This window comes from Thiobacillus denitrificans ATCC 25259 (assembly GCF_000012745.1).
Lineage (GTDB): Bacteria > Pseudomonadota > Gammaproteobacteria > Burkholderiales > Thiobacillaceae > Thiobacillus > Thiobacillus denitrificans_B.
On the sequence record NC_007404.1, the window covers coordinates 1,164,743 to 1,189,525 of the forward strand.

At 66.4% G+C, this 24,783-nt stretch carries 27 protein-coding genes; 21 read left to right on the plus strand and 6 right to left on the minus strand.

Annotated elements, in window-relative coordinates:
• Nucleotides 1-33: 33 nt before the first annotated feature.
• The 3 genes from TBD_RS05570 (at nucleotide 34) to TBD_RS05580 (ending at nucleotide 3,256) form a co-directional block, all read left to right on the plus strand.
• Complete coding sequence (locus tag TBD_RS05570) at nucleotides 34-1,362, plus strand: heterodisulfide reductase-related iron-sulfur binding cluster (protein ID WP_011311619.1); 1,329 nt, start codon at nucleotides 34-36, stop codon at nucleotides 1,360-1,362.
• Between the two features lie 38 nt (nucleotides 1,363-1,400).
• Entirely contained in the window at nucleotides 1,401-1,985 is a 585-nt protein-coding gene (locus TBD_RS05575) for a DUF3501 family protein (protein ID WP_011311620.1), read from the plus strand.
• 62 nt (nucleotides 1,986-2,047) lie between these two features.
• Nucleotides 2,048-3,256: a class I SAM-dependent methyltransferase gene (locus tag TBD_RS05580; RefSeq protein WP_011311621.1), complete on the plus strand. Its 1,209-nt coding sequence runs from the start codon at nucleotides 2,048-2,050 to the stop codon at nucleotides 3,254-3,256.
• Between the two features lie 117 nt (nucleotides 3,257-3,373).
• Here TBD_RS05580 and TBD_RS05585 read toward each other — a convergent pair whose 3' ends face one another.
• The gene (locus tag TBD_RS05585) at nucleotides 3,374-4,366 is read right to left on the minus strand and encodes a PA2778 family cysteine peptidase (RefSeq protein ID WP_041432412.1); all 993 of its coding nucleotides are present in this window, start codon (nucleotides 4,364-4,366) and stop codon (nucleotides 3,374-3,376) included.
• 10 nt (nucleotides 4,367-4,376) lie between these two features.
• Nucleotides 4,377-4,772 carry a DUF6627 family protein gene (locus tag TBD_RS05590; protein ID WP_011311623.1) on the minus strand — a complete coding sequence of 132 codons (396 nt, stop codon included), beginning with the start codon at nucleotides 4,770-4,772 and terminating at the stop codon, nucleotides 4,377-4,379.
• 245 nt (nucleotides 4,773-5,017) lie between these two features.
• On the opposite strand from TBD_RS05590, the gene TBD_RS05595 reads away from it, so the two are divergent.
• Nucleotides 5,018-5,875 carry a pirin family protein gene (locus TBD_RS05595; protein WP_011311624.1) on the plus strand — a complete coding sequence of 286 codons (858 nt, stop codon included), beginning with the start codon at nucleotides 5,018-5,020 and terminating at the stop codon, nucleotides 5,873-5,875.
• Between the two features lie 16 nt (nucleotides 5,876-5,891).
• Nucleotides 5,892-6,263 (plus strand): DUF2784 domain-containing protein, encoded by a 372-nt coding sequence (locus tag TBD_RS05600; protein ID WP_011311625.1) that lies wholly within the window; start codon nucleotides 5,892-5,894, stop codon nucleotides 6,261-6,263.
• A gap of 34 nt (nucleotides 6,264-6,297) precedes the next feature.
• Here TBD_RS05600 and TBD_RS05605 read toward each other — a convergent pair whose 3' ends face one another.
• Nucleotides 6,298-7,215 (minus strand): cation diffusion facilitator family transporter, encoded by a 918-nt coding sequence (locus tag TBD_RS05605; protein ID WP_011311626.1) that lies wholly within the window; start codon nucleotides 7,213-7,215, stop codon nucleotides 6,298-6,300.
• Nucleotides 7,216-7,345: 130 nt separating this feature from the next.
• On the opposite strand from TBD_RS05605, the gene TBD_RS05610 reads away from it, so the two are divergent.
• Nucleotides 7,346-7,960 (plus strand): trimeric intracellular cation channel family protein, encoded by a 615-nt coding sequence (locus TBD_RS05610; protein WP_011311627.1) that lies wholly within the window; start codon nucleotides 7,346-7,348, stop codon nucleotides 7,958-7,960.
• On the opposite strand, the gene TBD_RS05615 is transcribed toward TBD_RS05610, so the two are convergent.
• The gene (locus tag TBD_RS05615) at nucleotides 7,929-8,879 is read right to left on the minus strand and encodes a LysR family transcriptional regulator (protein ID WP_011311628.1); all 951 of its coding nucleotides are present in this window, start codon (nucleotides 8,877-8,879) and stop codon (nucleotides 7,929-7,931) included. The genes TBD_RS05610 and TBD_RS05615 overlap by 32 nt on opposite strands.
• 116 nt (nucleotides 8,880-8,995) lie before the next feature.
• Here TBD_RS05615 and TBD_RS05620 point away from each other — a divergent pair, with 116 nt between their 5' ends.
• The 6 genes from TBD_RS05620 (at nucleotide 8,996) to TBD_RS05645 (ending at nucleotide 13,691) form a co-directional block, all read left to right on the plus strand.
• The gene (locus tag TBD_RS05620; RefSeq protein WP_011311629.1) at nucleotides 8,996-9,646 is read left to right on the plus strand and encodes an FMN-dependent NADH-azoreductase; all 651 of its coding nucleotides are present in this window, start codon (nucleotides 8,996-8,998) and stop codon (nucleotides 9,644-9,646) included.
• A gap of 49 nt (nucleotides 9,647-9,695) precedes the next feature.
• Nucleotides 9,696-10,553, plus strand: coding sequence for a pirin family protein (locus TBD_RS05625; RefSeq protein ID WP_011311630.1), 858 nt, complete (start codon nucleotides 9,696-9,698; stop codon nucleotides 10,551-10,553).
• 66 nt (nucleotides 10,554-10,619) lie between these two features.
• Nucleotides 10,620-11,117: a CNP1-like family protein gene (locus tag TBD_RS05630; RefSeq protein ID WP_148203012.1), complete on the plus strand. Its 498-nt coding sequence runs from the start codon at nucleotides 10,620-10,622 to the stop codon at nucleotides 11,115-11,117.
• The gene (gene proB / locus TBD_RS05635; RefSeq protein WP_011311632.1) at nucleotides 11,114-12,238 is read left to right on the plus strand and encodes a glutamate 5-kinase; all 1,125 of its coding nucleotides are present in this window, start codon (nucleotides 11,114-11,116) and stop codon (nucleotides 12,236-12,238) included. The genes TBD_RS05630 and proB overlap by 4 nt, the downstream gene beginning before the upstream one ends.
• Nucleotides 12,235-12,831 carry a histidine phosphatase family protein gene (locus TBD_RS05640; RefSeq protein ID WP_011311633.1) on the plus strand — a complete coding sequence of 199 codons (597 nt, stop codon included), beginning with the start codon at nucleotides 12,235-12,237 and terminating at the stop codon, nucleotides 12,829-12,831. Before proB ends, TBD_RS05640 begins: the two co-directional genes overlap by 4 nt.
• Complete coding sequence (locus tag TBD_RS05645; RefSeq protein WP_011311634.1) at nucleotides 12,828-13,691, plus strand: cobalamin-binding protein; 864 nt, start codon at nucleotides 12,828-12,830, stop codon at nucleotides 13,689-13,691. Before TBD_RS05640 ends, TBD_RS05645 begins: the two co-directional genes overlap by 4 nt.
• Here TBD_RS05645 and fur read toward each other — a convergent pair.
• Nucleotides 13,679-14,125 (minus strand): ferric iron uptake transcriptional regulator, encoded by a 447-nt coding sequence (gene fur / locus TBD_RS05650; RefSeq protein WP_011311635.1) that lies wholly within the window; start codon nucleotides 14,123-14,125, stop codon nucleotides 13,679-13,681. The two genes, TBD_RS05645 and fur, sit on opposite strands and share 13 nt — an antisense overlap.
• Nucleotides 14,126-14,202: 77 nt before the next feature.
• On the opposite strand from fur, the gene bamE reads away from it, so the two are divergent.
• The 7 genes from bamE to TBD_RS05685 all read left to right on the plus strand — a co-directional run bounded on the left by bamE (nucleotide 14,203) and on the right by TBD_RS05685 (nucleotide 21,778).
• Nucleotides 14,203-15,231: an outer membrane protein assembly factor BamE domain-containing protein gene (bamE, locus tag TBD_RS05655; protein ID WP_011311636.1), complete on the plus strand. Its 1,029-nt coding sequence runs from the start codon at nucleotides 14,203-14,205 to the stop codon at nucleotides 15,229-15,231.
• The gene (dapB, locus tag TBD_RS05660; RefSeq protein WP_011311637.1) at nucleotides 15,228-16,031 is read left to right on the plus strand and encodes a 4-hydroxy-tetrahydrodipicolinate reductase; all 804 of its coding nucleotides are present in this window, start codon (nucleotides 15,228-15,230) and stop codon (nucleotides 16,029-16,031) included. Before bamE ends, dapB begins: the two co-directional genes overlap by 4 nt.
• Nucleotides 16,032-16,056: 25 nt before the next feature.
• Entirely contained in the window at nucleotides 16,057-16,335 is a 279-nt protein-coding gene (locus tag TBD_RS05665; RefSeq protein ID WP_011311638.1) for a glutaredoxin domain-containing protein, read from the plus strand.
• Nucleotides 16,336-16,468: 133 nt separating this feature from the next.
• Entirely contained in the window at nucleotides 16,469-17,608 is a 1,140-nt protein-coding gene (gene carA, locus TBD_RS05670) for a glutamine-hydrolyzing carbamoyl-phosphate synthase small subunit (protein WP_011311639.1), read from the plus strand.
• 2 nt (nucleotides 17,609-17,610) lie between these two features.
• The gene (gene carB / locus TBD_RS05675; RefSeq protein WP_011311640.1) at nucleotides 17,611-20,817 is read left to right on the plus strand and encodes a carbamoyl-phosphate synthase large subunit; all 3,207 of its coding nucleotides are present in this window, start codon (nucleotides 17,611-17,613) and stop codon (nucleotides 20,815-20,817) included.
• Between the two features lie 17 nt (nucleotides 20,818-20,834).
• The gene (gene greA / locus TBD_RS05680) at nucleotides 20,835-21,311 is read left to right on the plus strand and encodes a transcription elongation factor GreA (RefSeq protein WP_011311641.1); all 477 of its coding nucleotides are present in this window, start codon (nucleotides 20,835-20,837) and stop codon (nucleotides 21,309-21,311) included.
• An 8-nt stretch (nucleotides 21,312-21,319) separates the two neighbouring features.
• A complete protein-coding gene (locus TBD_RS05685; RefSeq protein ID WP_011311642.1) occupies nucleotides 21,320-21,778 on the plus strand; it encodes a DUF4149 domain-containing protein in 459 nt (152 codons plus the stop codon).
• A gap of 8 nt (nucleotides 21,779-21,786) precedes the next feature.
• On the opposite strand, the gene TBD_RS05690 is transcribed toward TBD_RS05685, so the two are convergent.
• Nucleotides 21,787-22,083, minus strand: a complete 297-nt coding sequence (locus TBD_RS05690; RefSeq protein WP_011311643.1) for a YhbY family RNA-binding protein — start codon at nucleotides 22,081-22,083, stop codon at nucleotides 21,787-21,789.
• Nucleotides 22,084-22,132: 49 nt separating this feature from the next.
• On the opposite strand from TBD_RS05690, the gene TBD_RS05695 reads away from it, so the two are divergent.
• Complete coding sequence (locus TBD_RS05695) at nucleotides 22,133-22,795, plus strand: RlmE family RNA methyltransferase (RefSeq protein ID WP_011311644.1); 663 nt, start codon at nucleotides 22,133-22,135, stop codon at nucleotides 22,793-22,795.
• An 82-nt stretch (nucleotides 22,796-22,877) separates the two neighbouring features.
• Entirely contained in the window at nucleotides 22,878-24,770 is a 1,893-nt protein-coding gene (gene ftsH / locus TBD_RS05700) for an ATP-dependent zinc metalloprotease FtsH (protein ID WP_011311645.1), read from the plus strand.
• The last annotated feature ends 13 nt before the right edge of the window (nucleotides 24,771-24,783 follow it).

Genomic DNA, 24,783 nt, shown 5'->3' on the forward strand with positions numbered 1-24,783 from the left:
GGCCGAATACCCTGAATCCCATTTGGAGTTTGCATGAGCACCCGCGAAGGTAGCCTCGAAGCCCCGACCCGTCATCCGCTCGACTGGAAAAACCCCGATTTCTACGACGAAGAAAAATTTCTGCACGAGGCGGAGCGCGTCTTCGACATCTGTCACGGCTGCCGCCGCTGCGTCTCGCTCTGCACGGCGTTTCCGACCCTCTTCGACCTCGTCGACGAATCGTCGACCATGGAGGTAGACGGGGTCGCCAAGACCGATTACTGGAAGGTCGTCGACGAGTGTTATCTGTGCGACCTCTGCTACATGACGAAGTGCCCCTACGTACCGCCGCATCCGTGGAACCTCGACTTTCCGCACACGATGCTGCGCGGCAAGGCGATCAAGTTCAAGAAGGGCGAGACGATCTTCCGCGACAAGCTCTTGTCGAGCACGGACGCGATGGGCAAGCTCGCGTCGATTCCGGTCGTCGTGCAGGCCGTCAATGCCAGCCTCAGAAGCCGCCCGATCCGCAAGATCATGGACAGCGTGCTGAAGATCCATCCCGACCGCCGGCTGCCACATTACGACAGCGCGAAATTCCGCTCGACCGCGCAGCCGCGCAATGAATTCGCGGTCAGGGACGGCGCGAAGACGCCCGGCAAGGTCGCGATCTACGCGACCTGTTACGTCAACTACAACGAGCCCGGCATCGGCCACGATCTGCTCAAGCTTCTCGCGCACAACGAGGTTCCGACCGTGCTCGTCGACAAGGAGGCCTGCTGCGGCATGCCCAAGCTCGAACTGGGCGATCTCGACGCGGTCGAGAAGCTCAAACAAATCAATGTTCCGCATCTGGCGAAGCTCGCGCGCGAAGGCTACGCGATCCTGACGGCGGTGCCTTCGTGCACGCTGATGTACAAGCAGGAGTTGCCGCTGATGTTCCCGCACGACGCCGAGGTGCAGGCGATCAAGGAGGCGATGTGGGACCCCTTCGAATACCTGATGGCGCGCAACGCCGACGGCCTGTTGAAAACCGATTTCACGACGCCGCTCGGCAAGGTCGCCTACCACGTGCCCTGTCATCAGCGCGTGCAGAACATCGGCAACAAGACCCGCGATGCGCTGCAGCTGGCGGGGGCGGAGGTCAACATGGTCGAGCGTTGTTCGGGCCACGACGGCACCTGGGGCGTGAAGACCGAGTTCTTCGACAAATCCATGAAGATCGGCAAGCCGGTATTCCGGCAGATGTCCGAGCCCGCGCCGGACTATGTGAGTTCGGACTGCGCGATCGCCGCGCGCCAGATCATGCAGGGCATGGGCGAAACCGCGGCGCAGAAAGAGCATCCGATCACGCTCCTGCGCATGGCCTACGGCCTCGAATGAAGCGTTTTCTATGAACACCCATCTGCAAGGGGAAAGACATGCCGCAGATTACCCGTGACAGCCTGCTGACGCTCGAGGGCTACGCCAAGGTGCGGCCCGCGATGCGGGCCGAAGTGATGGCGCACAAGAAGAACCGCATGGTCGACCTGGGTGAGCACGTCACCCTGATCTTCGAGGACGAAAAGACCATGCGCTACCAGATCCAGGAGATGCTGCGTGCCGAGCGCACCTTCGAGGACGCGGGCATCCAGGACGAACTCGACGCCTACAATCCGTTGATCCCGGACGGCAGCAACTGGAAGGCGACGATGATGATCCAGTATTCCGACCCGGACGCCCGCAAGCAGGCGCTGTCCGACCTCAAGGGCATCGAGGGGCGGGTGTGGGTGCGGGTCGGCGATCAGCCGGCGATCTTCGCGATCGCCGACGAGGATCTCGAGCGCACGAATGCGGAGAAGACTTCCGCGGTGCACTTCCTGCGCTTCGAGCTCGACGCCGCGTCGATCGCCGCGGCCAAGGCCGGCAACCCGGTCCGCATGGGCATCGATCTTCCTGCCTACCAGGTCGACGCGCTCGTGCTGCCCGAGAACACGCGCGCTGCGCTGGCACTGGATTTGGCCTAAAGTAAATCCAGGGCGGCACCACAACGACGACAGCAACACGCCGCCTTTCCGAGGAGGGCGTGATGCTGGATCAACTGCTGGTTCATCAGGTGCGGCGGCGTGTCGAATCGTCGGAGTTGCCGCTCTCGGTCGAATTCTGGGATGGTCAGAAAGTCGGGCGCACCCCCGCTGCGGTGCGTGTGCGCCTGCGCGAGGCGCGGAGCCTCAGGGCGATCGCGAATCCCAGCCTCGGTGCGCTCGCCCGCGCCTACGTCGAAGGCCAGCTCGATCTCGAAGGCGACGTGCACGACATCCTGGCGCTCGGCGATCGCCTGTGCAGCGCGGGCGACCATAAAGCGGAAAGCGGTGTCGAGCGCTGGAAGTGGTGGCGGCACACGCGCAGCCGCGACCGCAGGAACATCCAGTACCACTACGACGTTTCCAACGACTTTTACGGCCTCTGGCTCGATGCGCGCCGCGTCTATTCCTGCGCGTATTTCCGCTCGCCCGACATGGATCTCGATGCGGCGCAGGAGGCCAAGCTCGAGCATATCTGCCGCAAGCTCGACCTCCGGCCCGGCGAGCGTTTTCTCGACATCGGCTGCGGCTGGGGCGGCCTGCTCCTGCATGCGGCCGAACGTCACGGCGTCCAGGGCGTCGGTATCACCTTGTCGGACGACCAGCATCGGCACGTCAGCGACCTCATCGCCCGCAGCGGTCTGGCCGACCGGGTGGAAGTACGCAAAATGGATTACCGCGATGTTCCCGAGCACGGGGGGTACGACAAGATCGCCAGCGTCGGAATGTTCGAGCACGTGGGGCGGGTGAACCTCGTCACCTATTTCGACAAGATCAATGCATTGCTGCGCCCCGGCGGTCTTGTTCTCAACCACGGCATCACGGCGGCGGCGCCGGGCTCGGCCGGACTCGGCAGCGGAATCGCAGAATTCATCAACGACTACGTCTTCCCCGGGGGCGAGCTCGTGCACGTGTCGGACGTCTTCCGCGCCGCCGCCGACAGCGGCCTCGAATGCCTCGACGCCGAGAATCTGCGGCCGCACTACGGCAAGACGCTGTGGCACTGGGTGAACCGTCTCGAGCAGCACGCCGACGTGGCGCGCCGTCTGATCGGCGAGCAGAAATACCGCATCTGGCGCATCTACATGGCCGGCTCGGCCCACGCCTTCGAATGCGGGTGGATGGAGTTGTGGCAGCTCCTCGCCGGCAAGGCCGAGCGCGGGAGCCAGCCGAATTACCCGTTCACGCGGGACTTCATGTACGGCACCCGCTGAACCGCCCTATCGCCGCGAACCAACGCCCAGCGACCCGCGCCGATACTGTCGAGCGAGCCCGATACAGCTTGGGTGCCTGTGCGGCCCTCCGTTTCCGGCGCTGCTTCGCTGCAGCGCCTAGGAGGCCGGACAAGGCGGCGGCGCCTGGCAGACCGGGCCGGCCGCCACAGGGCGTTTTCCCATGCGTTTTTCCATGTCCTCCAGGGTTTCCGCGAACGTGCGCTCGGCCGGTGCGATGCGCGCCGCGCAACGCGCCGCCTTGCGCGCCGCCTCGATGCAGCCGCGCCCGGCGAGCGCATAGGCGAGGTTGTTCCAGGCGGGCGCGGCATCGGCCTGGGCGCCGACCGCCGCGCGAAACGCGGCTTCGGCTTCCGGCAGTGCCCGCCGCGCGTAATGGCTGTTTCCGAGCGCGAGCCAGGCGGCGGCATGGTCGGGCCAGCGACGGGTGGCGGCCCGATAGGCAGTCGCGGCTGCGTCGCGTTGGCCGAGGGTTTCGAGCGTGCTCGCCGCCGCCAGATAGCTTGCCGGCTCGGCGCGCGCGGGGAGGGCGCCCGGTTCGAGAACGACCAGGCCCCAGCGGCCTGAACGGTCCCAGGTCTTGAGAAAAACGTCGAAGGGCGTGAGGCGTCTCGCCTCCGTTCCCGAACGCAGGATCATCGTGCTCTGCTCGAGGTCGTAGCCAATCACGACGGCGTAATGCCAGCGCGGCAGCCAGTCGAGTCCCAGGTTCTGCAGGACCAGCACCGGATGCCCGGCCGCGACTTCGGCCAGCAAGCCGTCGAGCGTCGACGACACGGGCACCGCCAGCTTTCCGCGTTTGCGCGCCGCGGCAACGATTTCCGTCTGCAGACTGCCCTTGCGCGACGGCAGGTAGACCTCGGAGACGAGCGCCTCGGGTGCCACCGCGCTGCCTTCGGCACCGAGCACTGTCGCGAGCGCGGCAGGCCCGCATTGATAGCGCTCCTGCGGGAAGAACGGGGTCTCGCTCAGTTCGACACGTTGTGGCAAGTCGCCAGCGTGTTCGAGCACGGCCCCGCGATGCGCGCAGGACGCCACGCCCAACCCCAGCCAGGCGGCGAGCAGAAGTGCTGCGCTGCGACGACCCGGCATCGGCCGCCGTTTACCGGATCGGGTCGACGAAGGGGAAGATGTCGGTCGCGCCGAGTGCGTCGGTGATGATGAAGATGATGAAGATCAGCACGATCACCCCGAGCGCGTCGCCGCCCGCAGGCAGTTCGGCGATGCGCGCATTCAGCTGGGCGACTTCGGGGTCGGTCAGCGAAGCCACGCGGGCCTTGGCATTCTGGACGTCGACGCCGAGCGCCGAGAGCTGTTGCTGCAGATCCTCGCGTTCGAGCAGCGTCGCCAGCTTGTCACGGTCGAGGCGTCCCTGCTCGGCGGCGAGGACCTGCGGCGTAGTCACCATCGCCGCGTGGACCGGAACGAGCTGTCCGCCAAGCAGGCAGGCCGTGAGCATCAAGGGAATCGATTTTCTGGACAATTGGGAATAGCGCATAGAACCTCCTCGCGTGAACGGGCGTCACAGTCATATCCAGCGAGCCTTACTGCCGGCCGCCGAACGCACGGGCGCACCAAAAATCGCAGCAACATGCAGCTTTGAACCTAGCATACCTGCCGACGTCCGCGAGCCGAATCGGAGAACGCCCACGGCGCCACGCGCCGCCGGCCGACATCCCAACGCCGATCGGTGCCTGCCAGGAGGCTCGATCCGAGCACACCATCCGACCCATGGAGCAGACCATGAAAATCCGCACGATCCGCCAGGTCGTTCCCGCCTTCGAGGTGACCGAAGGCGCGGGCGTTACCGTTCATCGCAGCATCGGCACGCCGGCGCTGAAGAACCTCGACCCCTTCCTGATGCTCGACCACTTCGGCAGCGACAACCCCGACGACTACATCGCCGGCTTTCCCGAGCACCCGCACCGCGGCTTCATCACCTTCACCTACATGCTCGACGGCCACATGGAACACCGCGACAGCATGGGCAACCGCGGTGACCTCGAAGCTGGCGGTGCGCAGTGGATGAAAGCCGCGAGCGGTGTCATCCATTCCGAGATGCCCAGGCAGACCGACGGCCTGATGCGCGGCTTCCAACTCTGGATCAACCTGCCCGCGAGTGAAAAGATGTCCGATCCGCAGTACCAGGAATTCTCGGCTGGGTCGATTCCCGAGGCGGCGGTCGAGCAGGGCAGGGTCCGCGTTCTCGCAGGCGAGTTCGGTACCGCGCGCGGCGTGATCGAAGACCCGGCAACGGACGTGCTTTACCTCGACGTGGCGCTCGACCGCGGCGCGGGCTTCCGTCATCTGCTGAGCGACGTGCGCAACGCCTTCGTGTACGTCTTCGAAGGCTCCGCGCGGGTCGGCAGCGAGGCCTTGGCGACGCACGCGCTCGCGGTCCTCGGCGCCGGGGATGCCGTCGAGATCGAAGCGGGCGGCGAGGGGGTGCGTTTCATCCTGGTCGCGGGCCGGCCGATCGGCGAACCCGTCGTGCAGCACGGCCCCTTCGTCATGAGCAGCCGCGAGGAGATCGAGCAGGCTTTTGCGGACTACCGTGAGGGCCGCTTCGTGCGCAGCAAGGCCACGATGACGGGAGGCTGACGGGAGCCAAGGCAGGATGGCGGCCTTCGCTGCCGACGCGCTCGTCGTCGTTCACCTGCTGTTCGTTGCCTTCGTCGTGCTTGGCGGCTTCCTGCTCGTGCGCTGGCCACGGCTGCTCTGGCTGCATCTGCCCGCGGCCGTGTGGGGCGCCTACATCGAATTCTCGGGAGGGATATGTCCGCTCACCCCGCTCGAAAACCGACTGCGCGTGCGTGCCGGCGAAAGCGCATATGCCGGGGATTTCGTCGAGCACTATCTGCTGCCGGTGCTGTATCCCGCGTTTCTCGACACCTCGCTGCAGACCGCGCTCGGTGGGGTGGTCGTCGTCGTCAACCTCGCCGCCTATCTCCTGGCATGGTCGGCGTGGCGGCGAAAAACGCGAGGCTAGGGCGGGGGCTGTCCCTGGGCGTGCGCCGTCGCGTTCATTCCCGCCTTCCCTCGTCGTGGCGGTCGAGGCCGGAGTCGGCCAGCGACAGCGGATCCTCGAGGGGCTCGAGATGGGTCGTGATGTGGACCTGGCTGACCGCGCGCCGGATGTCGGACTCCACGCGCTCCGACCAGTCGTGGCCCTGCTGGACGGTCCACGCTCCCGGCACCAGCAGATGCACACTGACGAAGGCGCGGGCACCGGCCTGGCGCGTGCGCAGCGCGTGAAAGTCCAGGCCGTGGCGGCGGTAGCCATCGAGGATGGTTTCGATGGCGCGCAGGTCGGCCTCGGGTAGCGAGACGTCCATGAGTCCGGAGGCCGAGCGCTGCAGCAACTGCCATCCGGTCCAGACGATGTTCAAGGCGACGAGCAGCGCGATGACCGGGTCCAGCCACAGCCAGCCAGTGAACCAGACGAGCGCGACGCCGGCGATTACCCCCGCCGACGTCCAGACGTCGGTCAGCAGGTGGTGCGCGTCCGCCTCGAGCGTGATCGACTTGTATTTGCGGCCGACGCCCAAGAGGACGCGCGAGGTGACGAGATTGATGATCGACGCGATGACCGAGATCGCGAGTCCGATTCCGACCGTCTCGAGCGGCTGCGGATTCAGCAGGCGCTCGACCGCGGCGTAGCCGATGCTCATGGCGGCGACGAGAATCAGGAAACCTTCGAACGCGCTCGAGAAATATTCGGCCTTGCCGTGGCCATGCGCGTGGTTGTCGTCGGCCGGCTGCGCCGCGAGCGAAAGCATCGCCAGCGCCATCATCGCGCCGGCGAGGTTGACGAAGGATTCGAGGGCGTCCGAGAGCAGGCCGACCGATCCCGTGAGCCACCATGCCGAGCCCTTGAGGAGGATCGTGGCCACCGCGGCGGCGATCGAAAGCCAGGCATAGCGTTTGAGGGAGGCGTGCATGTGCGGGGTCTGCGGAGCGGGAGGGGCATTGTATCGCGCGGCCGCGGCCGTCCCGCGCGGCTACGGGCGACTTGCGCTACGCTAGCGCGTCACGACCTTGCGAGCGGCCGGCGCCGCCCCGACCGATCTTATGGAAAACCTGCTGTACTGGGCCGGCCTGTCGGCCGTTGCGGTCAATGCGCTGACCGGCGTGCTCGACGCGGGCCGCAAGCGGATGGACCTGATCGGTGTGGTCATGGTGGGCGCAGCCACCGCGCTCGGCGGCGGCACCGTGCGCGACGTGCTGCTCGCGCGCCCCGTGTTCTGGATCGCCGACCAGGTCTATCTGATCGTCGCGCTCGCGGCCACGCTGGCCGTCTTCTTCGTCGTGCGCAACCTGCGGCTGCCGCCGCGGCTGTTTCTGATTCCCGATGCGTTCGGCCTCGCGCTCTTCACTATCGTCGGCACCCAGATCGCGCTCGAGTGGCAGGCGCCGTGGCTGGTCGCGAGCCTGCTGGGCATGATCACGGGCGTCGTCGGCGGCGTGTTGCGCGACGTGCTGTGCAACGAGGTGCCGCTGGTTTTCGTGCGCGGCGAACTGTATGCCTCCGCGGCGTGGCTCGGCGCGCTGGTCCTGGTCGGGCTGCAGGCCTTGTCGGTGTCGCCGGTCGCCGCGGCGTGGGCGGGGATGGCGACCGTTCTCGTCGTCCGGCTGGCGGCGATGGCCTTCCGCATCACCCTGCCGACGTATTCGGAGCGAGAGTAGGCGCGACCTCGTCGCCAGCCGGCGGTTCGCCGGCGCCGCCGAGATGGCCGGCGAGAAAGTCGATGAAAGCGTGCGCGCGGGCGGAAAGATGGCGCGTCGGCGGATAGACGGCATAGGCGGCGGGTTCCGGCCATCGATGATCCGCCAGCACTTCGCTCAACTGGCCCGATCGCAGCGCGGCGTGCAGGTAGAACGCGGGCAGCAGGACGAGGCCTTCGTCGGCAATCGCCGCCTGCAACAGGAATTCGCCGCTGCTCGCGGCGAGCCGGACCACTACGCGCACCTGGCCGGGCTCGCCGCCCGGATCGCGATAGCTCCACAGGCCCGGGTCGCGCACGTTGCTGTAGGCGAGGCAGTCATGCTGGGTCAGATCCGCGGCCGCCCGAGGCGTTCCGCGTCGCGCCAGGTAGCCGGGGCTCGCGACGACCCGGTGGGGAATCGCCGCGAGTCGGCGCGCGATCAGGGTCGAATCGGCAAGCGTGGCGATCCGTATGGCGAGGTCGAAGCCTTCCTGCATCAGGTCGACCTGCCGATCGTTGAAGTCGAGTTCGAGGCGGACGTCCGGGTGCCGCTTCATGAAGGTCTGGATCAGCGGCGCGAGATGGAGCAGGCCGAAGGCCTGCGGTAGCGCGACCTTGAGGCGTCCACGCAGCGCCCCGTGCCCCTGCGAGACCTCGGCCTCGGCGTCCTCGACGTCGGCGAGGATCGCGACGCAGCGCGCGTAGTAGGTACGCCCGCTTTCGGTGAGGTTGAGGCGACGCGTCGTGCGCTGAATCAGCGAGACGCCGAGGCCCGCCTCGAGTTCAGCAAGACGCCGGCTGACCGCCGACTTGGCGAGGTTCATGCGTTCCGCGGCCGCGGTGATGCTGCCGGCTTCGACGACGGCGACGAACATCTGCATATGCGCTAAGCGGTCCATTGTTCAGATTTTAGCAACACTTATTTCATAAACACCGCCTTTATTCTCTATCCGGCAAAACAAATAATGGCATCACCGCGTCACTTTTTGACGCCCTTCTTCCAGGAGCTGATGTCATGCAAGCCACGCCCGTCCCGTCCCTTCAATCCTCACTTCGCGTACTGCGCGTCGACGCGAGTGCCCGCGTCGACGATTCCGTCACCCGCCGCCTGGCCGACCTCATGCTCGAGATATTGGGCGAACGGGTGCCCGACCTGTCGGTCGTCCGGCGCGAAGCAGCGGGCATGCCCTTCGTCGATGACGCTTGGGTCGGCGCCAATTCGACGGACCCTGAAGCGCGCGATTCCGCGCAACGCTGGGCCCTGGCGAAATCGGACGAACTCGTGAGCGAAGTGATGGCCGCGGATGTATTGGTGATCGCTACCCCGATCTACAACTTCGGCGTGCCCGCCAGTCTCAAGGCCTGGGTCGACCAGGTCGCGCGCGCCAGGCTGACCTTCCGCGACACCGAGTACGGCCCGGAGGGGCTGCTGACCGGCAAGAAGGCTTATGTCCTCGTGGCGAGCGGCGGTACCGAAGTCGGGAGCGACATTGACTTCGCGACGCCGTGGCTGGAGTTCGTGCTGGGCTTCCTCGGTATCACCGACGTCGAGGTGATCGCGGCCGATCGCGGCATGTTGCGCGGCGACAGCGCTCGGCAGAACGCTGCCGAACACGTCGCCGACGTGCTGGAACGCGACTGGCCGGCGCTGGCCGAGGCGAGCTGACTGTGCTGTCCAACCGAATCACCGCATAAATCCGGAGCAGGAGCAGACCATGAAAATCCGTACGATCCGCCAGGTCGTTCCCGCCTTCGAGGTGACCGAAGGCGCGGGCGTTACCGTTCATCGCAGCATCGGCACGCCGGCGCTGAAGAACCTCGACCCCTTCCTGATGCTCGACCACTTCGGCAGCGACAACCCCGACGACTACATCGCCGGCTTTCCCGAACACCCGCACCGCGGCTTCATCACCTTCACCTACATGCTCGACGGCCACATGGAGCATCGCGACAGCATGGGCAACCGCGGTGACCTCGAAGCTGGCGGTGCGCAGTGGATGAAAGCCGCGAGCGGTGTCATCCATTCCGAGATGCCCAGGCAGACCGACGGCCTGATGCGTGGCTTCCAGCTCTGGATCAACCTGCCGGCGCGTGAAAAGATGTCCGATCCGCAATACCAGGAATTCTCGGCTGGGTCGATTCCCGAGGTCGGCGTGGAAGGCGGGCGGGTCCGCGTTCTCGCGGGCGAATTCGGCACCGCGCGCGGCGTGATCGAAGACCCGACGACGGACGTGCTTTACCTCGACGTCGCGCTCGGCGTGGAGGGAAGTTTCAGCCTGCCCCTCGACGATGCACGCAACGCCTTCGTCTACGTTTTCGAGGGCAGCGCCAGGCTCGCCGGCCAGCCCCTGCCTCGGCACACGCTGGCGGTGCTCGACAAAGGCGAGCGCTTCGAAATCCAAGCGGGCGGCGAGGGGGCGCGCTTTATCCTCGTCGCCGGCCGGCCGATAGGCGAACCCGTCGTGCAGCACGGGCCCTTCGTCATGAACGCCCGCGAGGAGATCGAGCAGGCTTTCGCGAACTACCGGGACGGAAGGCTGGTGCGGGCTCGCGCCGCGATCGCGGGCGATTGAAAAACGCCGCGCGGGCGGGCGATCTTTCTGCAGACAGCGCGCGGCCGAATCAATAAAATGCCGGGCATGAAAATCCTGCCCCTCCTGCTGCTCTGCCTGCCCGTCGCCGCGCACGCGGCCTGGGTCGACTTCGAAGGCGAGTTCGAAGAAGAAAAACCCTGGGTCGAGGTCGCGGCGCAATTGCCCACGTATCCGAAGGTCGAGAACCTGATTCCCTTCGACGTCTCGGCGGCGACGCGCAATCGCTTCTTTATCGACGCCGCATCAATCAGCGTCGGCAGCGACGGCGTCGTGCGCTACACGGTCGTCGTCGAGGCTGCCGGGGGCGCGAAGAACGTGTCCTACGAGGGCTTGCGCTGCGCTTCCGGCGAACGGCGGCTCTACGCCTACGGGCATCCCGACGGCAACTGGTCGAAGGCGCGCAACGCCGGCTGGGAGCCGGTCAAGTTCCGTTCGCTGCTGTCCTACCATAAGGCCTTGTTCGAGGATCATTTCTGTCCCGACGGCATCAGCGTTCGCGATGCCAAGCAAGCCGTGCAGAGCCTGCGTCGGGCGTCGCGGTGAGCACGTCGGTCGTCCGCCACGCACGGCGCATCGTCGTCAAGGTCGGTTCCAGCCTGGTCACGGCGGACGGGCGCGGCCTCGACCACGCGGCGCTGTCGCGCTGGGCCGAGCAGATCGCCGCGCTGGCCGAACAGGGCAAGGAAGTCGTGCTCGTGTCGTCGGGCGCGATCGCCGAGGGCATCGCGCGCCTCGGCTGGAAAAAGCGCCCGAAAGCGGTCAACGAGTTGCAGGCCGCGGCGGCGGTCGGGCAGATGGGTCTCGTGCAGGCCTACGAGTCGATTTTTCGCACCCACAAGTTGCATGCGGCCCAAGTTCTTCTGACCCACGAGGATCTCGCCGACCGCACGCGCTATCTCAACGCGCGCTCGACGCTACGCACGCTGCTTGAATTACGCGTGGTCCCGATCATCAACGAGAACGACACGGTGGCGACCGACGAGATCCGTCTCGGCGACAACGATACGCTGGGCGCGCTCGTGACCAATCTGATCGAAGCCGACTGCCTCGTCATCCTCACCGACCAGGCGGGGCTTTATACGGCCGATCCGCGCAAGGTCGCCGATGCGAGCCTCGTCATGGAGGCGCACGCCGGCGACCCCGAGCTCGAGCGCATGGCCGGCGGGGCCGGTAGCAGCGTCGGGACCGGCGGCATGCTGACCAAGATCCTCGCCGCCAAGCGCGCGGCGCGCAGCGGCGCGCACACCGTGATCTGCAGCGGCCGCGAGCCGCGCGTGCTGCTGCGTCTTGCCGAGGGCGAACCCATCGGCAGCCAGCTGGTCGCGCGCCAGGCGCCCCTCGCCGCGCGCCGCCAGTGGCTCGCCGATCACCTGCAACTGCGCGGCGGGCTCGTGCTCGACGACGGCGCCGTGCGCGCGCTGCAGGAGGACGGCAAGAGCCTCCTGCCGGTCGGCGTCCGGGGCGTGACCGGAGAATTCGAACGCGGCGAGGTCGTCGCCGTCGTCGACGCGAGCGGACGCGAGATCGCCCGCGGCCTGACCAACTACAGCGCCGCCGAAGCGCGCCGTATCGCGGGCAAGCCCAGTACCGCGATCGAAGCCGAGCTCGGCTACATGGACGAGCCCGAACTGATCCACCGCGACAACCTGGTCGTTCTGGCGTGACGACCGTGCTGGACTTCCTGCGGCACGGCGAACCCGTCGGCGGCCGCAAGTACCGCGGGCAGGTCGACGACGCGCTGTCCGAGTTGGGCTGGGCCCAGATGCACGCCGCGGTCGGCGAAGCCGCGCCGTGGACCCGGATCGTCGCCTCACCGCTGCTGCGCTGCCGCGCGTTCGCCGAGGTGCTCGCCGCGCAGCGCGGCCTGCCTCTGTTTTTCGACCCGCGCCTGAAGGAAGTCGGCTTCGGCGAGTGGGAAGGCAAGTCTGCCGCGGAGATCGAGCAGGCGGCGCCCGGTACGCTCGCGCGCTTCAAGGCCGATCCGATCAACGCGCGGCCGGCCGGGGCGGAAGCGCTCCCCGACTTCCTCGCGCGCGTCTCGGCGGCGCTCGACGAACTCGTCGCGCGCCATGCCGGCGAGCATGTGCTCGTGGTCGGCCATGCGGGCGTGATGCGCATGGCGCTCGCGTGGGCCCTGGATATTCCGTTGCAACAGGCCTACCGGATCGAAGTGGCGAATGCCTCGTTCACGCGTCTGCGTTGCGAGGGCGGCCGATCGACACTGGTTTTTCACGGCAGCGCGCGCGTCGAGGCGTGACCCGGCGGGGCATCCTCGCGCTGTGCCTGCTGCTCGCCGGGGTGACGCACGCCGCCCCGGTCCGCGTCGTCGACGACGCCGGGCTCACGCTGGAGCTTGCCCGAACGCCGCAACGCATCGTTTCCCTGACGCCGCACCTGACCGAGCTGTTGTTCGCGGTCGGCGCCGGCGAACAGTTGGTGGGGGTCGACAGCGCGAGCGACTTCCCGGAAGCGGCACGCGGTCTGCCGCGCGTCGGCGACTACAGCCGCGTCAGCTTCGAGCGCATCCTCGCGCTCAAGCCTGATCTCGTGCTTGTCTGGCTCGGTGGCAATCGCCCGGTCGACATCCACGGCCTGAAAGCCATGAAGCTGCCGCTCCTGCATACGCGTGCGGCGAAGCTCGACGACGTCGCGCGCCTGCTGCGCCTGCTCGGACGGGCGAGCGGGCATCCAGTGCAAGGGGAGCGGGCGGCGCAACAGTTCGCGCAGCGGCTTGCAGTGCTCGAGGAGCGCTACGCAAGCAGGCGGCCGATCCCGGTCTTCTACCAGGTATGGGACCGCCCGTTGATGACGGTGGGCGGCGGGCACTGGATCAGTGAGGCGCTGACAGTGTGCGGCGCGCGCAACGTCTTCGCCGACCTGGCGGCGCTCTCGCCGGTGGTGTCGCGCGAGGCGGTGCTGACGCGTGGGCCCGAAGTGATCGTCAGCGGCAGCGACGCGCCGGCCGTCCGATCCCAGTGGGAGCGCTATGCGGAATTGCCGGCGGCCAGGACGGGCGCCTTTCTGCGGATAGACGCCGACCGGCTGCACCGCCCGAGCCCGCGTCTGCTCGACGGGGTCGTGCAGTTATGTGAGGCGATCGCCCCTTACGGCCGCTGACGGTCGACGGACTTGCGGTTGGGGCAGTTTTCCTTGATGCAATCGGCGTAGATCTGCAGCGAGTGGTCGTGGATCGCGAAGCCGCGTTCCTTTGCGATGCGCTGTTGCCGCTTTTCGATCTCGGCGTCGACGAACTCCTCGACCTTGCCGCACTGCAGGCAGACCAGGTGGTCGTGGTGGTCGCCCTGGTTCAGTTCGAACACGGCCTTGTCGCTGTCGAAATGATGGCGCATCAACAGGCCGGCCTGCTCGAACTGGGTCAGCACGCGATAGACCGTGGCGAGCCCGATGTCCTGGCCTTCGTCGGAGAGCAGGCGGTAGATTTCCTCCGCGCTCAAGTGGCGCTTGTTGCTCTGCTCGAACAGATCGAGAATTTTCAGGCGCGGCAAGGTGGCCTTGAGGCCGATGCTCTTGAGGTCGGTCGGATTGCTCAACGAGGCTCCAGAACGGAAACGCGAATACGTTATGATACGTTTTTTTCACCCGCCTGGGCCCTTCAGGCTTCCCGGTTATGCCTCGTCTCCTGATCTCCGTTCTGCTTGTGGCCCTGGTCGCCGGCTGTTCGATCCCAAAGCTCGGCCCGCATCGCATCGACGTTCAGCAGGGCAACGCACTCGATCAGGAGAACGTCTCCCGCCTGAAGCCCGGCCTCAACCGCTCCCAGGTTCGTTTCCTGCTCGGCACGCCGCTCGTCGTCGACCCGTTCCGTGGCGACCGCTGGGACTACGTGTACGTGTACTACAAGGCGGGCAAACTCGCCGAGCAGAAGCGGATCACGCTCCATTTCGACGGCGATACGCTGGCGCGGATCGAGGGCGACGTGCCGCAGGAGGTCGCCGAAGCTCAGGCACAGCAGGCGCCGCCCGCACCTGAGGCCGACGCGGCGCCGGCAGCCGCGAGCGTCACCGCGGTCCAAGATCCTGCGTCTGCGTCTGCTCCGGAACCGGCCGCCGCGAACGTTGCTGAGCCCGCATCCGCACCCGCCGCGGCGCCGACGCAGGTCTCCGGGGAGCGGACATCTGAAACGAGTGCGGTCGCGCCCCGCTCGAGCCCGGAAGACGCGCCGGCCTCCGTCGACTCGCCTGCCGCAGCGGGCGCTCTGCGCAGGGACACCGACGTCGCGAAGATACACCCCGACGTCACGCCTGCATTCCCCGGAAGCGAGCAGGCCGCGCCGGTCGACGCGGCGCTGCTCAAGGCGCTTACCGAGTGGGCGGACGCCTGGTCTCGCCGCGATTCCGAAGCGTATTTCGCCGCCTACGACGCCCACTTTGTTCCCGACGACGGCGCCAGCCGCGAGGCGTGGCGGCGGCGCAAGCTGCAGGCGTTCGACGCGACGAAGGCGCTCGAGGTCAAGGTCGACGCGCCGGCGGCCGAGCGCACCGAAGAGGGCGCGGTCGCCCTGACCTTCAAGCAATTTTTCCGCTCGGATACTTACCGCGACGCCGTGCTCAAGCGGCTGCTCATGGTCGAACGCGATGGTCGCTGGCTGATCGTCGAAGAGAAAGTGCTGCAGACCCTCGAGCGAGGCCGCCCGTGAGCGTGCGCGTCGCCATCGCAGGGGTGTCGGGTCGCATGGGCCGTGCCTTGCTCGAAGCCGTGGCCGCGGACGACGGCTGCGCGCTCTACGCGGCGCTGGACCGGCCGGGCAGTTCGCTCGTGGGCCAGGACGCCGGCGCGGCCTGGGGCGCGGCGAACGGGGTGACGGTGACCGATCAGGCGCAGGCCGCGCTGAAGGGTGCGCAGGTGCTCGTCGATTTCACGCGCCCCGAGGCGACGTTCGGCTATCTCGAGGCCTGCGCGCTTGACGGCGTTCCCGTCGTGATCGGCACGACCGGGTTCGATGAGGCCGGCAGGGCGCGGATCGCCGCCGCGGCCGAGCGTGTCCCGGTCGTCTTCGCACCCAACATGAGCGTCGGCGTCAATCTGTTGATGAAACTCGCCGAAGTGGCGGCCGAGGTCCTGCAGGACGGATACGACATCGAAATCATCGAGGCGCACCACCGCCACAAGGTCGACGCGCCGTCGGGCACCGCGCTCGGACTCGGGCAGGCGGTCGCGCGCGCCAGCGGTCGCGACCTCGAGGCCTGCGCCGTCTATGGGCGCGAAGGGGTGACCGGTGAGCGTGATCCGCGCACGATCGGCTTTGCCACCGTGCGCGGGGGCGACATCGTCGGCGACCACACCCTGCTCTTTGCCGGCGTCGGCGAGCGGGTCGAACTCACCCACAAGGCCAGCAGCCGCGCGACCTTCGCCCAGGGCGCTCTGCGCGCCGCGAAGTGGGTGCAGGGCCGTGCGCCCGGTCTCTACGACATGCGCGACGTCCTTGGCCTGAAATAGTCAAACGTCTGAACAGGAAAACAGCATGAATGCCGTCAAGGTCTACAGTACGGGCACCTGCCCGATTTGCGTCAAGGCCAAGGCCTTTCTCGACAAGCGCGGAATCGGCTACGACGAGGTCCGCATCGATCTCGACCGCGAGGCGATGAAGGAATTCTCCGTCGTGACCAACGGCGCGCGCACCGTGCCGCAGATCGTCGTCGACGGCACCTGTATCGGCGGGTTCACCGAACTGACCGAGCTCGACATGGACGGCGGCCTGGACCATCTCCACCCCGCATCGCCGGGCGGCCAAGGGGGCTGAGCGCCGACGCCAAGATTGAAGCCGAAGGGCGGATCGGCTACAATCTCGTGATTCAAGTTCAGGCGGGTTCGCGCAAGCGGCTCGCCTGAATTTTGTCACCTGCACCACGCCCATTCGTCTTGCGGAGTTTTCCTTGTCACGTGCCCAGCCCGCCATCCTCGTTCTCGCCGACGGTTCGGTATTTCGTGGCCGGTCGATCGGCGCCGACGGCATCACGACCGGCGAAGTCGTGTTCAATACCGCTCTCACCGGGTACCAGGAAATTCTGACCGATCCGTCGTACTCGCGGCAGATCGTGACGCTGACCTATCCGCACATCGGCAACACCGGCGTCAATCCCGAAGACGTCGAGGCGGGGCGCATCCATGCCGCGGGCCTCGTGGTGCGCGACGTTCCGCGTCGCCACTCGAATTTCCGCTCTGCCGAGTCGCTGAGCGACTATCTCGCGAGCCAGAACATCGTCGGTATCGCCGACATCGACACCCGACGCCTGACCCGCATCCTGCGCGAGAAGGGCGCGCAGAGCGGCTGCGTGATGGCCGGCGGGGTCGACGAGAGCAAGGCGCTCGAGGCGGCGCGCGCATTCCCGGGGCTCGCCGGGATGGATCTCGCCAAGGTGGTCACCGCGCCCGCGATGTACGAATGGCACGAAACCGAATGGCGGCTCGGCCGCGGTTACGGCCAGGTGAGCGAGCCGCGTTACCACGTCGTGGGTTTCGACTACGGGGTCAAGCGCAACATCCTGCGCATGCTCGCCGAGCGCGGTTGCCGCGTCACGGTTCTGCCCGCTACCGCCACGGCGGCCGAAGCGCTCGCGCTGAAGCCTGACGGGATTTTCCTGTCCAACGGCCCCGGCGACCCCGAGCCCTGCGACTACGCGATCCGGGCGATCGGCGAACTGGTCGGCGCAGGCGTACCGACCTTTGGGATTTGCCTCGGCCATCAACTGCTCGCGCTCGCCTCCGGCGCGAAGACCGTGAAGATGAAATTTGGCCATCACGGCGCGAACCACCCAGTCAAGGATCTCGACAGCGGGCGCGTCACGATCACGAGCCAGAACCACGGCTTTGCGGTGGACCCCGCGACGCTTCCGGCCAATCTGCGCAGCACGCATGTCTCGTTGTTTGACGGCTCGCTGCAGGGCCTCGCGCGCACCGACGCGCCCGCGTTCAGCTTTCAGGGCCACCCCGAAGCCGCCCCCGGTCCCCACGACCTGAGCTACCTGTTCGATCGATTTATCCAGCTGATGGCCGACCGTGCCGCAGTACACTGATTATGCCCAGCCGCACTGATTTACAAAGCATCCTCATCATCGGCGCGGGCCCGATCGTCATCGGGCAGGCCTGCGAGTTCGACTACTCCGGCGCGCAGGCGTGCAAGGCCCTGCGCGAGGAGGGCTACAAGGTTATTCTCGTCAACAGCAACCCGGCGACGATCATGACCGACCCGGACATGGCCGACGTGACGTACATCGAGCCGATCTCGTGGCAGATCGTCGAGAAGATCATCGCCAAGGAGCGCCCCGACGCGCTGCTGCCGACGATGGGCGGGCAGACCGCGCTCAACTGCGCGCTCGACCTCGCCAAGCACGGCGTGCTCGAGAAATACGGCGTCGAGATGATCGGCGCGTCCAAGGACGCGATCGACAAGGCCGAGGACCGCGAGAAATTCAAGGCCGCGATGACCAAGCTCGGGCTCGGCTCGGCGCGCTCGGCGATCGCCCACAGCATGGAAGAGGCGCTGCAGGTGCAGGCCGCGCTCGGCTTCCCGACCATCATTCGGCCGTCGTTCACGATGGGCGGCTCGGGCGGCGGCATCGCCTACAACAAGGACGAATTCGTCGCCATCTGCGAGCGCGGGCTGGAAGCCTCGCCGACGCACGAACTGCTGATCGAGGAATCGCTGCTCGGCTGGAAAGAGTACGAGATGGAGGTCGTGCGCGACAGCAAGGACAACTGCATCATCGTCTGCTCGATCGAGAACTTCGATCCGATGGGCGTGCACACCGGCGATTCGATCACCGTCGCCCCGGCGCAGACGCTGACCGACAAGGAATATCAGATCATGCGCAACGCGAGTCTCGCGGTGTTGCGCGAGATCGGCGTCGACACGGGCGGCTCGAACGTCCAGTTCGCGATCAACCCCGACGACGGGCGGATGGTCGTCATCGAGATGAACCCGCGCGTCTCGCGCTCGAGCGCGCTCGCGTCGAAGGCGACCGGCTTCCCGATTGCCAAGGTCGCGGCCAAGCTCGCGGTCGGCTACACGCTCGACGAACTGCAGAACGACATCACGGGCGGCGCGACCCCGGCCTCGTTCGAGCCGTCGATCGACTACGTCGTGACCAAGGTGCCGCGCTTCGCGTTCGAGAAATTCCCGCAGGCCGACGACCGCCTGACCACGCAGATGAAATCGGTCGGCGAAGTCATGGCGATGGGGCGAACCTTCCAGGAATCGCTACAGAAAGCCCTGCGCGGACTCGAGGTCGGCGCCGATGGCCTCGATCCGAAGACGACCGATCGCGAGGAGATCGAGGCCGAACTGATGTCGCCCGGACCCGAGCGCATCTGGTACGTCGGCGACGCTTTCCGCGTCGGCATGACGCTCGACGAGGTCCACGCGGTGTCGAAGATCGACCCGTGGTTCCTCGACCAGATCGAGGTGCTGATCGAACTCGAAGCCTCGCTCGCGGGCCGCGCACTGGTCGACCTCGGGCGCGACGAACTGCGCGACCTGAAGCGCGCCGGCTTTTCCGACCGGCGTCTCGCCAAACTCCTGAACACCGACCAGCACGCGGTGCGCGCCCGGCGTAACGAGCTGGCGCTGCACCCGGTCTACAAGCGCGTCGACACCTGCGCGGCCGAATTCGCGACGCAGACCGCGTACATGTATTCGACCTACGAGGAAGAGTGCGAGGCGCATCCGAGCGACAAGAAGAAGATCATGGTTCTCGGCGGCGGCCCCAACCGCATCGGTCAGGGCATCGAGTTCGATTACTGCTGCGTGCATGCCGCGCTCGCGCTACGCGAGAACGGGTTCGAGACCATCATGGTCAACTGCAACCCGGAGACCGTCTCGACCGACTACGACACGTCCGATCGCCTTTATTTCGAGCCGCTGACGCTCGAGGACGTGCTCGAAATCGTGCGCATCGAGAAACCCTTCGGCGTCATCGTGCAGTACGGCGGCCAGACGCCGCTCAAGCTCGCGCGCGACCTGGAACGCAACGGCGTGCCCATCATCGGCACCAGCCCCGATATGATCGACGCCGCCGAGGACCGCGAGCGCTTCCAGCAGATGCTGCACGACCTCGGCCTCAAGCAGCCGCCCAACCGTACCGCGCGCGACCCCGAGAGCGCGCTGCGCATGGCCGCCGAGATCGGCTATCCGCTCGTCGTGCGCCCGTCCTACGTGCTCGGCGGCCGCGCCATGGAAATCGTGCGCGAGGAGGCCGACCTCGTCCGCTACATGACGGAAGCGGTCAAGGTGTCGAACAAGTCGCCGGTGCTGCTCGACCGCTTCCTCAACGACGCGATCGAGGTCGACGTCGACGCGCTCTCCGACGGCGAGCAGGTCGTGATCGGCGGCATCATGCAGCACATCGAGCAGGCCGGCGTGCACTCCGGCGATTCGGCGTGCTCGCTGCCGCCGTACAGCCTCGCGGACGCGTTGCAGGACGAGCTGCGCCGGCAGACCGTCGCGATGGCGAAGGCGCTGAAAGTCGTCGGCCTGATGAACGTGCAGTTCGCGATCCAGGGCGATACGGTCTACGTGCTCGAAGTGAATCCGCGCGCCTCGCGTACCGTGCCTTATGTGTCGAAAGCGATCGGCGCGCCGCTGGCGAAGATCGCGGCGCGGGCGATGGCCGGCATTTCGCTGAAGTCGCAGGCTTTCGAGAAAGAGGTCATTCCGCCGTATTTCTCCGTCAAGGAAGCCGTCTTCCCATTCCGTAAATTCCCCGGAGTCGACACGATTCTCGGCCCCGAAATGAAGTCGACCGGCGAGGTCATGGGGGTTGGCGACAATTTCGGCGAGGCCTTCGTCAAGTCGCAACTGGCGTCGAGTTCGGAGCTGCCGAAACCGGGCGGGCGCGCCTTCATCAGCGTGCGTTCGGGAGATCACAGCGCCGTGGTCGATCTGGCGCAAGGGCTGCGCGACCTCGGCTTCAGCCTCGTCGCGACGCGGGGGACGGCACAGGTCATCGAGGCCGCGGGGATTCCGGTCGCGATCGTCAACAAGGTCAAGGAAGGCCGGCCGCACATCGTCGACATGATCAAGAACGGCGACATCGATTTCATTGTCAATGTCGTCGAAGACAAGAAGGCGGTGAAGGATTCGTACGCGATTCGCGCCGAGGCGCTCTCGCGCAGGGTCGTATACTTCACCACGCTTGCCGGCGCGCGCGCGGCCTGCATGGGCATGCAGCACGGCAACGAACTCGAGGTGTATTCTTTGCAGGCGCTGCACCGGCGTCTGAACTGACTGGACAAAGGTAGGCTGTGACTAAATTTCCCCTCACCGTCGTCGGCGCCGAAAAGCTGCGCGCCGAACTCCAACATCTGAAGAGCGTCCAGCGGCCGGCTGTGATCCAGGCGATCGCCGAAGCGCGCGCGCAGGGGGACCTTTCCGAAAACGCGGAGTACGACGCTGCCAAGGAGAAGCAGGGCTTCATCGAAGGCCGCATCGCCGAGCTGGAAGGAAAGCTGTCCAACGCGCAGATCATCGACCCCACGACGCTCGACGCCGACGGCCGCATCGTCTTCGGCGCGACGGTCGACCTCGAGGACGTCGAGTCCGGCGACAGCGTGACCTACCAGATCGTCGGCGACGACGAAGCCGACATCAAGCAGGGCAAGATCTCGGTGTCGTCGCCGATCGCGCGCGCGCTGATCGGGAAGTACGCGGGGGACGCCGTCGACGTGCAGGCGCCCGGCGGGGTTCGCCAGTACGAAGTGCTCGACGTTCTTTACAAGTAAGCGGTCAGATGCGGCGTTTCTGGGACGGGCTGGCGGGCACCTTGCTCGTGCTGTGGATCGGCGGGCTCTGGGCGATCGGCTATGTCGCGGCGCCCACCCTGTTCGGCAATCTCGGCGACAAGCACCTGGCCGGCGTACTGGCCGGCAAGCTGTTCGAGATCATGGCCTGGATCGGCATCGTCGCGGCGGCCTATCTGCTGATTTACCGCATTGCGCGCGACGGCGGCGCGGCCTTGAAGACCCTGTTCTTCTGGGTAGTGGTTGTGATGCTCGCGCTGACGCTGATCGGCCAGTTCGGCATCCAGCCGATCCTGCAGGGTCTGAAGGATCAGGCGATGCCGCGCGCGGTGATGGAAAGCGTCTTCGCCGACCGTTTCCGGCATTGGCACGGCGTATCGAGCATTCTCTACCTGCTGCAGAGCGGATTGGGCCTCCTGCTCGTGTGGCGCGCGGGCCTCGCCCGCTGAGCGCGGCTTCAGGCGGGGAGCGTGATCTCAGGCTTCGCCGCCGGGCGATAAATCACCAATACCTTGCCGATTTGCTGGACCGGTTCGGCGCCGCTCGCGGCGCAAATTTCCGTCAGCCAGGCCCGGCGCACCTCGGACTCGTCGCTGGCCGCCTTGATCTTGATCAGTTCATGCGCCGCGAGGGCGCGCTCGATCTCTTTCAGCACCGCCGGCGTCAGCCCCTGGCCACGGATCATGACGACGGGCTGGCGGTTGTGAGCGAGGCCTCGCAGGTATTGGCGCTGCGCGGGGGTGAGTGGTTTCATGGGTATTCCTTAAATCGAGCGCGGATTGTAGCCGATACGACCTGAAGAAATGGCGCAGAAACCCAAGCGGACGAAATCGGGCAGCGCGTGGATGCACGAGCACGTGACCGACGCCTATGTCAAAAAGGCCCAGCAAGACGGCTTCCGTTCCCGCGCGGCCTACAAGCTGCTCGAAATCGACAGCCGCGACCACCTGTTGCATCCTGGAATGACGGTCGTCGACCTCGGTGCGGCGCCGGGCAGCTGGTGCCAGGTCGCCGTACAGAAAATGAAGCGGCAGGGCAGGGTGCTCGCGATCGACCTCCTGCCGGTCGCGCCGCTGCCCGGGGTCGAGGCGCTGCAGGGCGACTTCACCGCGCCCGATACCCTCGCATGGCTCGAAAATACCCTGCAGGCCGCGCGCGTCGACCTTGTTTTGAGCGACATGGCCCCCAATATGAGCGGGGTGATGCTGCGTGACCAGGCGCGCCACTACGAATTATGCGAGTTGGCGCTCGATTTCGCCGTAAATTGGCTGAAACCCGACGGCGCTTTTCTCGTCAAAGTGTTCCAGGGGAGCGGTTTCGAGGACTTTCGAAACGCGATGCGTCGAGCGTTCGACCAGGTGGTCATCCGTAAACCCGATGCGTCGCGCGACCGCAGCAGCGAGGTCTACCTTCTGGGGCGCCGTCCGGTTAAGCTGGAGTCCGTCGCAGCCACGGGCGCTTCGTGACAGGCTTCCGAAGTGGGCTTAGAATGAGTCTAAACTGCTGCGCAGAATTTGAACGTGCCGTGTTCGGCACCAAGGAGTGAACGTGAACAACTTGTCGAAGAACGTCGCCATCTGGTTGATCATCGCTGTCATCCTGATGACGGTCTTCAACCAATTCGGCGCGCAGCGCAGCGCCCAGTCGCAGATTCCTTATTCGCAATTCATCGAGGAAGTGCGGCAGCAGCAGATCGCCAAAGTGGTGATCGAGGGCAACGTGCTGAAGGGCGAGCGCAGCGATGGCCAGCGCTTCACGAGTTATGCGCCGAGCGATCCGTGGATGGTGTCGGATCTGCTGAAAAATGGCGTCATGGTCGAGGCCAAGCCCGAGGAGCAGCCGTCCTTCCTGATGAGCCTCTTCATCTCGTGGTTCCCGATGCTGCTGCTGATCGGCGTGTGGATCTTCTTCATGCGTCAGATGCAGGGCGGCGGACGCGGCGGCGCGTTCTCGTTCGGCAAGAGCCGCGCGCGCCTGCTCGACGAGAACGCCAACCCGGTGACCTTCGCGGACGTCGCCGGCTGCGACGAAGCGAAGGAAGATGTCGCCGAACTGGTCGACTTCCTCAAGGATCCGTCCAAGTTCCAGAAACTCGGCGGCCGCATTCCGCGCGGCGTGTTGATGGTCGGTCCGCCCGGCACGGGCAAGACGCTGCTCGCGCGCTCGATCGCCGGGGAGGCGAAGGTGCCGTTCTTCAGCATTTCGGGCTCCGATTTCGTCGAGATGTTCGTCGGCGTCGGCGCCGCGCGCGTGCGCGACATGTTCGAACAGGCGAAGAAGAACGCACCGTGCATCATCTTCATCGACGAAATCGACGCCGTGGGCCGTCAGCGCGGCGCCGGCCTCGGCGGCGGCAACGACGAGCGCGAGCAGACGCTCAACCAGCTGCTGGTGGAGATGGACGGCTTCGAGGCGACGACTGGCGTCATCGTGATCGCGGCGACCAACCGCCCCGACGTGCTCGACCCCGCGCTGCTGCGCCCCGGCCGTTTCGACCGCCAGGTCGTGGTCGGCCTGCCGGACATTCGTGGACGCGAGCAGATCCTGCTCGTGCACATGCGCAAGGTGCCGGTCGCACCCGACGTCCGTGCCGACATCCTCGCGCGCGGCACGCCCGGCATGTCCGGCGCCGACCTCGCCAACCTTGTGAACGAGGCGGCACTGTTTGCGGCCCGGGGCAACAAGCGCCTCGTCGATATGGACGATTTCGAGCAGGCCAAGGACAAGATCCTGATGGGCGCCGAGCGCAAATCCATGGTCATCACGCCCGAGGACAAGAAGAAGACGGCTTACCACGAGTCGGGCCACGCGGTGATCGGCATGTCCTTGCCTGGCTGTGACCCGGTACACAAGGTGACCGTGATCCCTCGCGGGCGCGCCCTGGGCGTGACGATGTCGCTGCCCGAAATCGACCGCTTCAGCCTGTACAAGGACCAGATGCTGGCGCAGATCAGCATGCTGTTCGGTGGACGCGTCGCCGAAGAAATCTTCGTCGGCAGCGTCTCGACCGGGGCATCGAACGACTTCGAGCGTGCGACGAGCATCGCCCGCGACATGGTGACGCGCTACGGCATGTCGGAAGCGCTGGGACCCATGGTCTATGGCGAAAACGAGGGCGAAGTCTTCCTCGGCCGCTCGGTGACGACGCACAAGAACATGAGCGAGGCGACGATGCAGAAGGTCGACGCCGAAATCCGCCGCATTCTCGACGAGCAATACGACGTCGCGCGCAAAATCCTCACCGACAACCGCGACAAGGTCGAGGCGATGACGGCCGCGCTGCTCGAGTTCGAGACGATCGATGCGGAGCAGATCGCCGACATCATGGCCGGTCGTCCGGTCCGTCCGCCGCGGCCTTCCGCGCCGCCGCAGCCGCCCGCGAGCGGGGGAGACAAGCCCAGCGCACCTGCGCCCACGGCGCACCCGGCGCAGGAAACCTAGGCGGGCGTACAGC

Bases quoted from the DNA above. Each gene is read 5' to 3' on its own strand.
- TBD_RS05570 (WP_011311619.1), top strand. From the start codon at position 34: ATGAGCACCCGCGAAGGTAGCCTCGAAGCCCCGACCCGTCATCCGCTC.
- TBD_RS05575 (WP_011311620.1), top strand. From the start codon at position 1,401: ATGCCGCAGATTACCCGTGACAGCCTGCTGACGCTCGAGGGCTACGCC.
- TBD_RS05580 (WP_011311621.1), top strand. From the start codon at position 2,048: ATGCTGGATCAACTGCTGGTTCATCAGGTGCGGCGGCGTGTCGAATCG.
- TBD_RS05585 (WP_041432412.1), bottom strand. From the start codon at position 4,366: ATGCCGGGTCGTCGCAGCGCAGCACTTCTGCTCGCCGCCTGGCTGGGG.
- TBD_RS05590 (WP_011311623.1), bottom strand. From the start codon at position 4,772: ATGCGCTATTCCCAATTGTCCAGAAAATCGATTCCCTTGATGCTCACG.
- TBD_RS05595 (WP_011311624.1), top strand. From the start codon at position 5,018: ATGAAAATCCGCACGATCCGCCAGGTCGTTCCCGCCTTCGAGGTGACC.
- TBD_RS05600 (WP_011311625.1), top strand. From the start codon at position 5,892: ATGGCGGCCTTCGCTGCCGACGCGCTCGTCGTCGTTCACCTGCTGTTC.
- TBD_RS05605 (WP_011311626.1), bottom strand. From the start codon at position 7,215: ATGCACGCCTCCCTCAAACGCTATGCCTGGCTTTCGATCGCCGCCGCG.
- TBD_RS05610 (WP_011311627.1), top strand. From the start codon at position 7,346: ATGGAAAACCTGCTGTACTGGGCCGGCCTGTCGGCCGTTGCGGTCAAT.
- TBD_RS05615 (WP_011311628.1), bottom strand. From the start codon at position 8,879: ATGGACCGCTTAGCGCATATGCAGATGTTCGTCGCCGTCGTCGAAGCC.
- TBD_RS05620 (WP_011311629.1), top strand. From the start codon at position 8,996: ATGCAAGCCACGCCCGTCCCGTCCCTTCAATCCTCACTTCGCGTACTG.
- TBD_RS05625 (WP_011311630.1), top strand. From the start codon at position 9,696: ATGAAAATCCGTACGATCCGCCAGGTCGTTCCCGCCTTCGAGGTGACC.
- TBD_RS05630 (WP_148203012.1), top strand. From the start codon at position 10,620: ATGAAAATCCTGCCCCTCCTGCTGCTCTGCCTGCCCGTCGCCGCGCAC.
- bamE (WP_011311636.1), top strand. From the start codon at position 14,203: ATGCCTCGTCTCCTGATCTCCGTTCTGCTTGTGGCCCTGGTCGCCGGC.
- TBD_RS05665 (WP_011311638.1), top strand. From the start codon at position 16,057: ATGAATGCCGTCAAGGTCTACAGTACGGGCACCTGCCCGATTTGCGTC.
- carB (WP_011311640.1), top strand. From the start codon at position 17,611: ATGCCCAGCCGCACTGATTTACAAAGCATCCTCATCATCGGCGCGGGC.
- TBD_RS05685 (WP_011311642.1), top strand. From the start codon at position 21,320: ATGCGGCGTTTCTGGGACGGGCTGGCGGGCACCTTGCTCGTGCTGTGG.
- TBD_RS05690 (WP_011311643.1), bottom strand. From the start codon at position 22,083: ATGAAACCACTCACCCCCGCGCAGCGCCAATACCTGCGAGGCCTCGCT.
- TBD_RS05695 (WP_011311644.1), top strand. From the start codon at position 22,133: ATGGCGCAGAAACCCAAGCGGACGAAATCGGGCAGCGCGTGGATGCAC.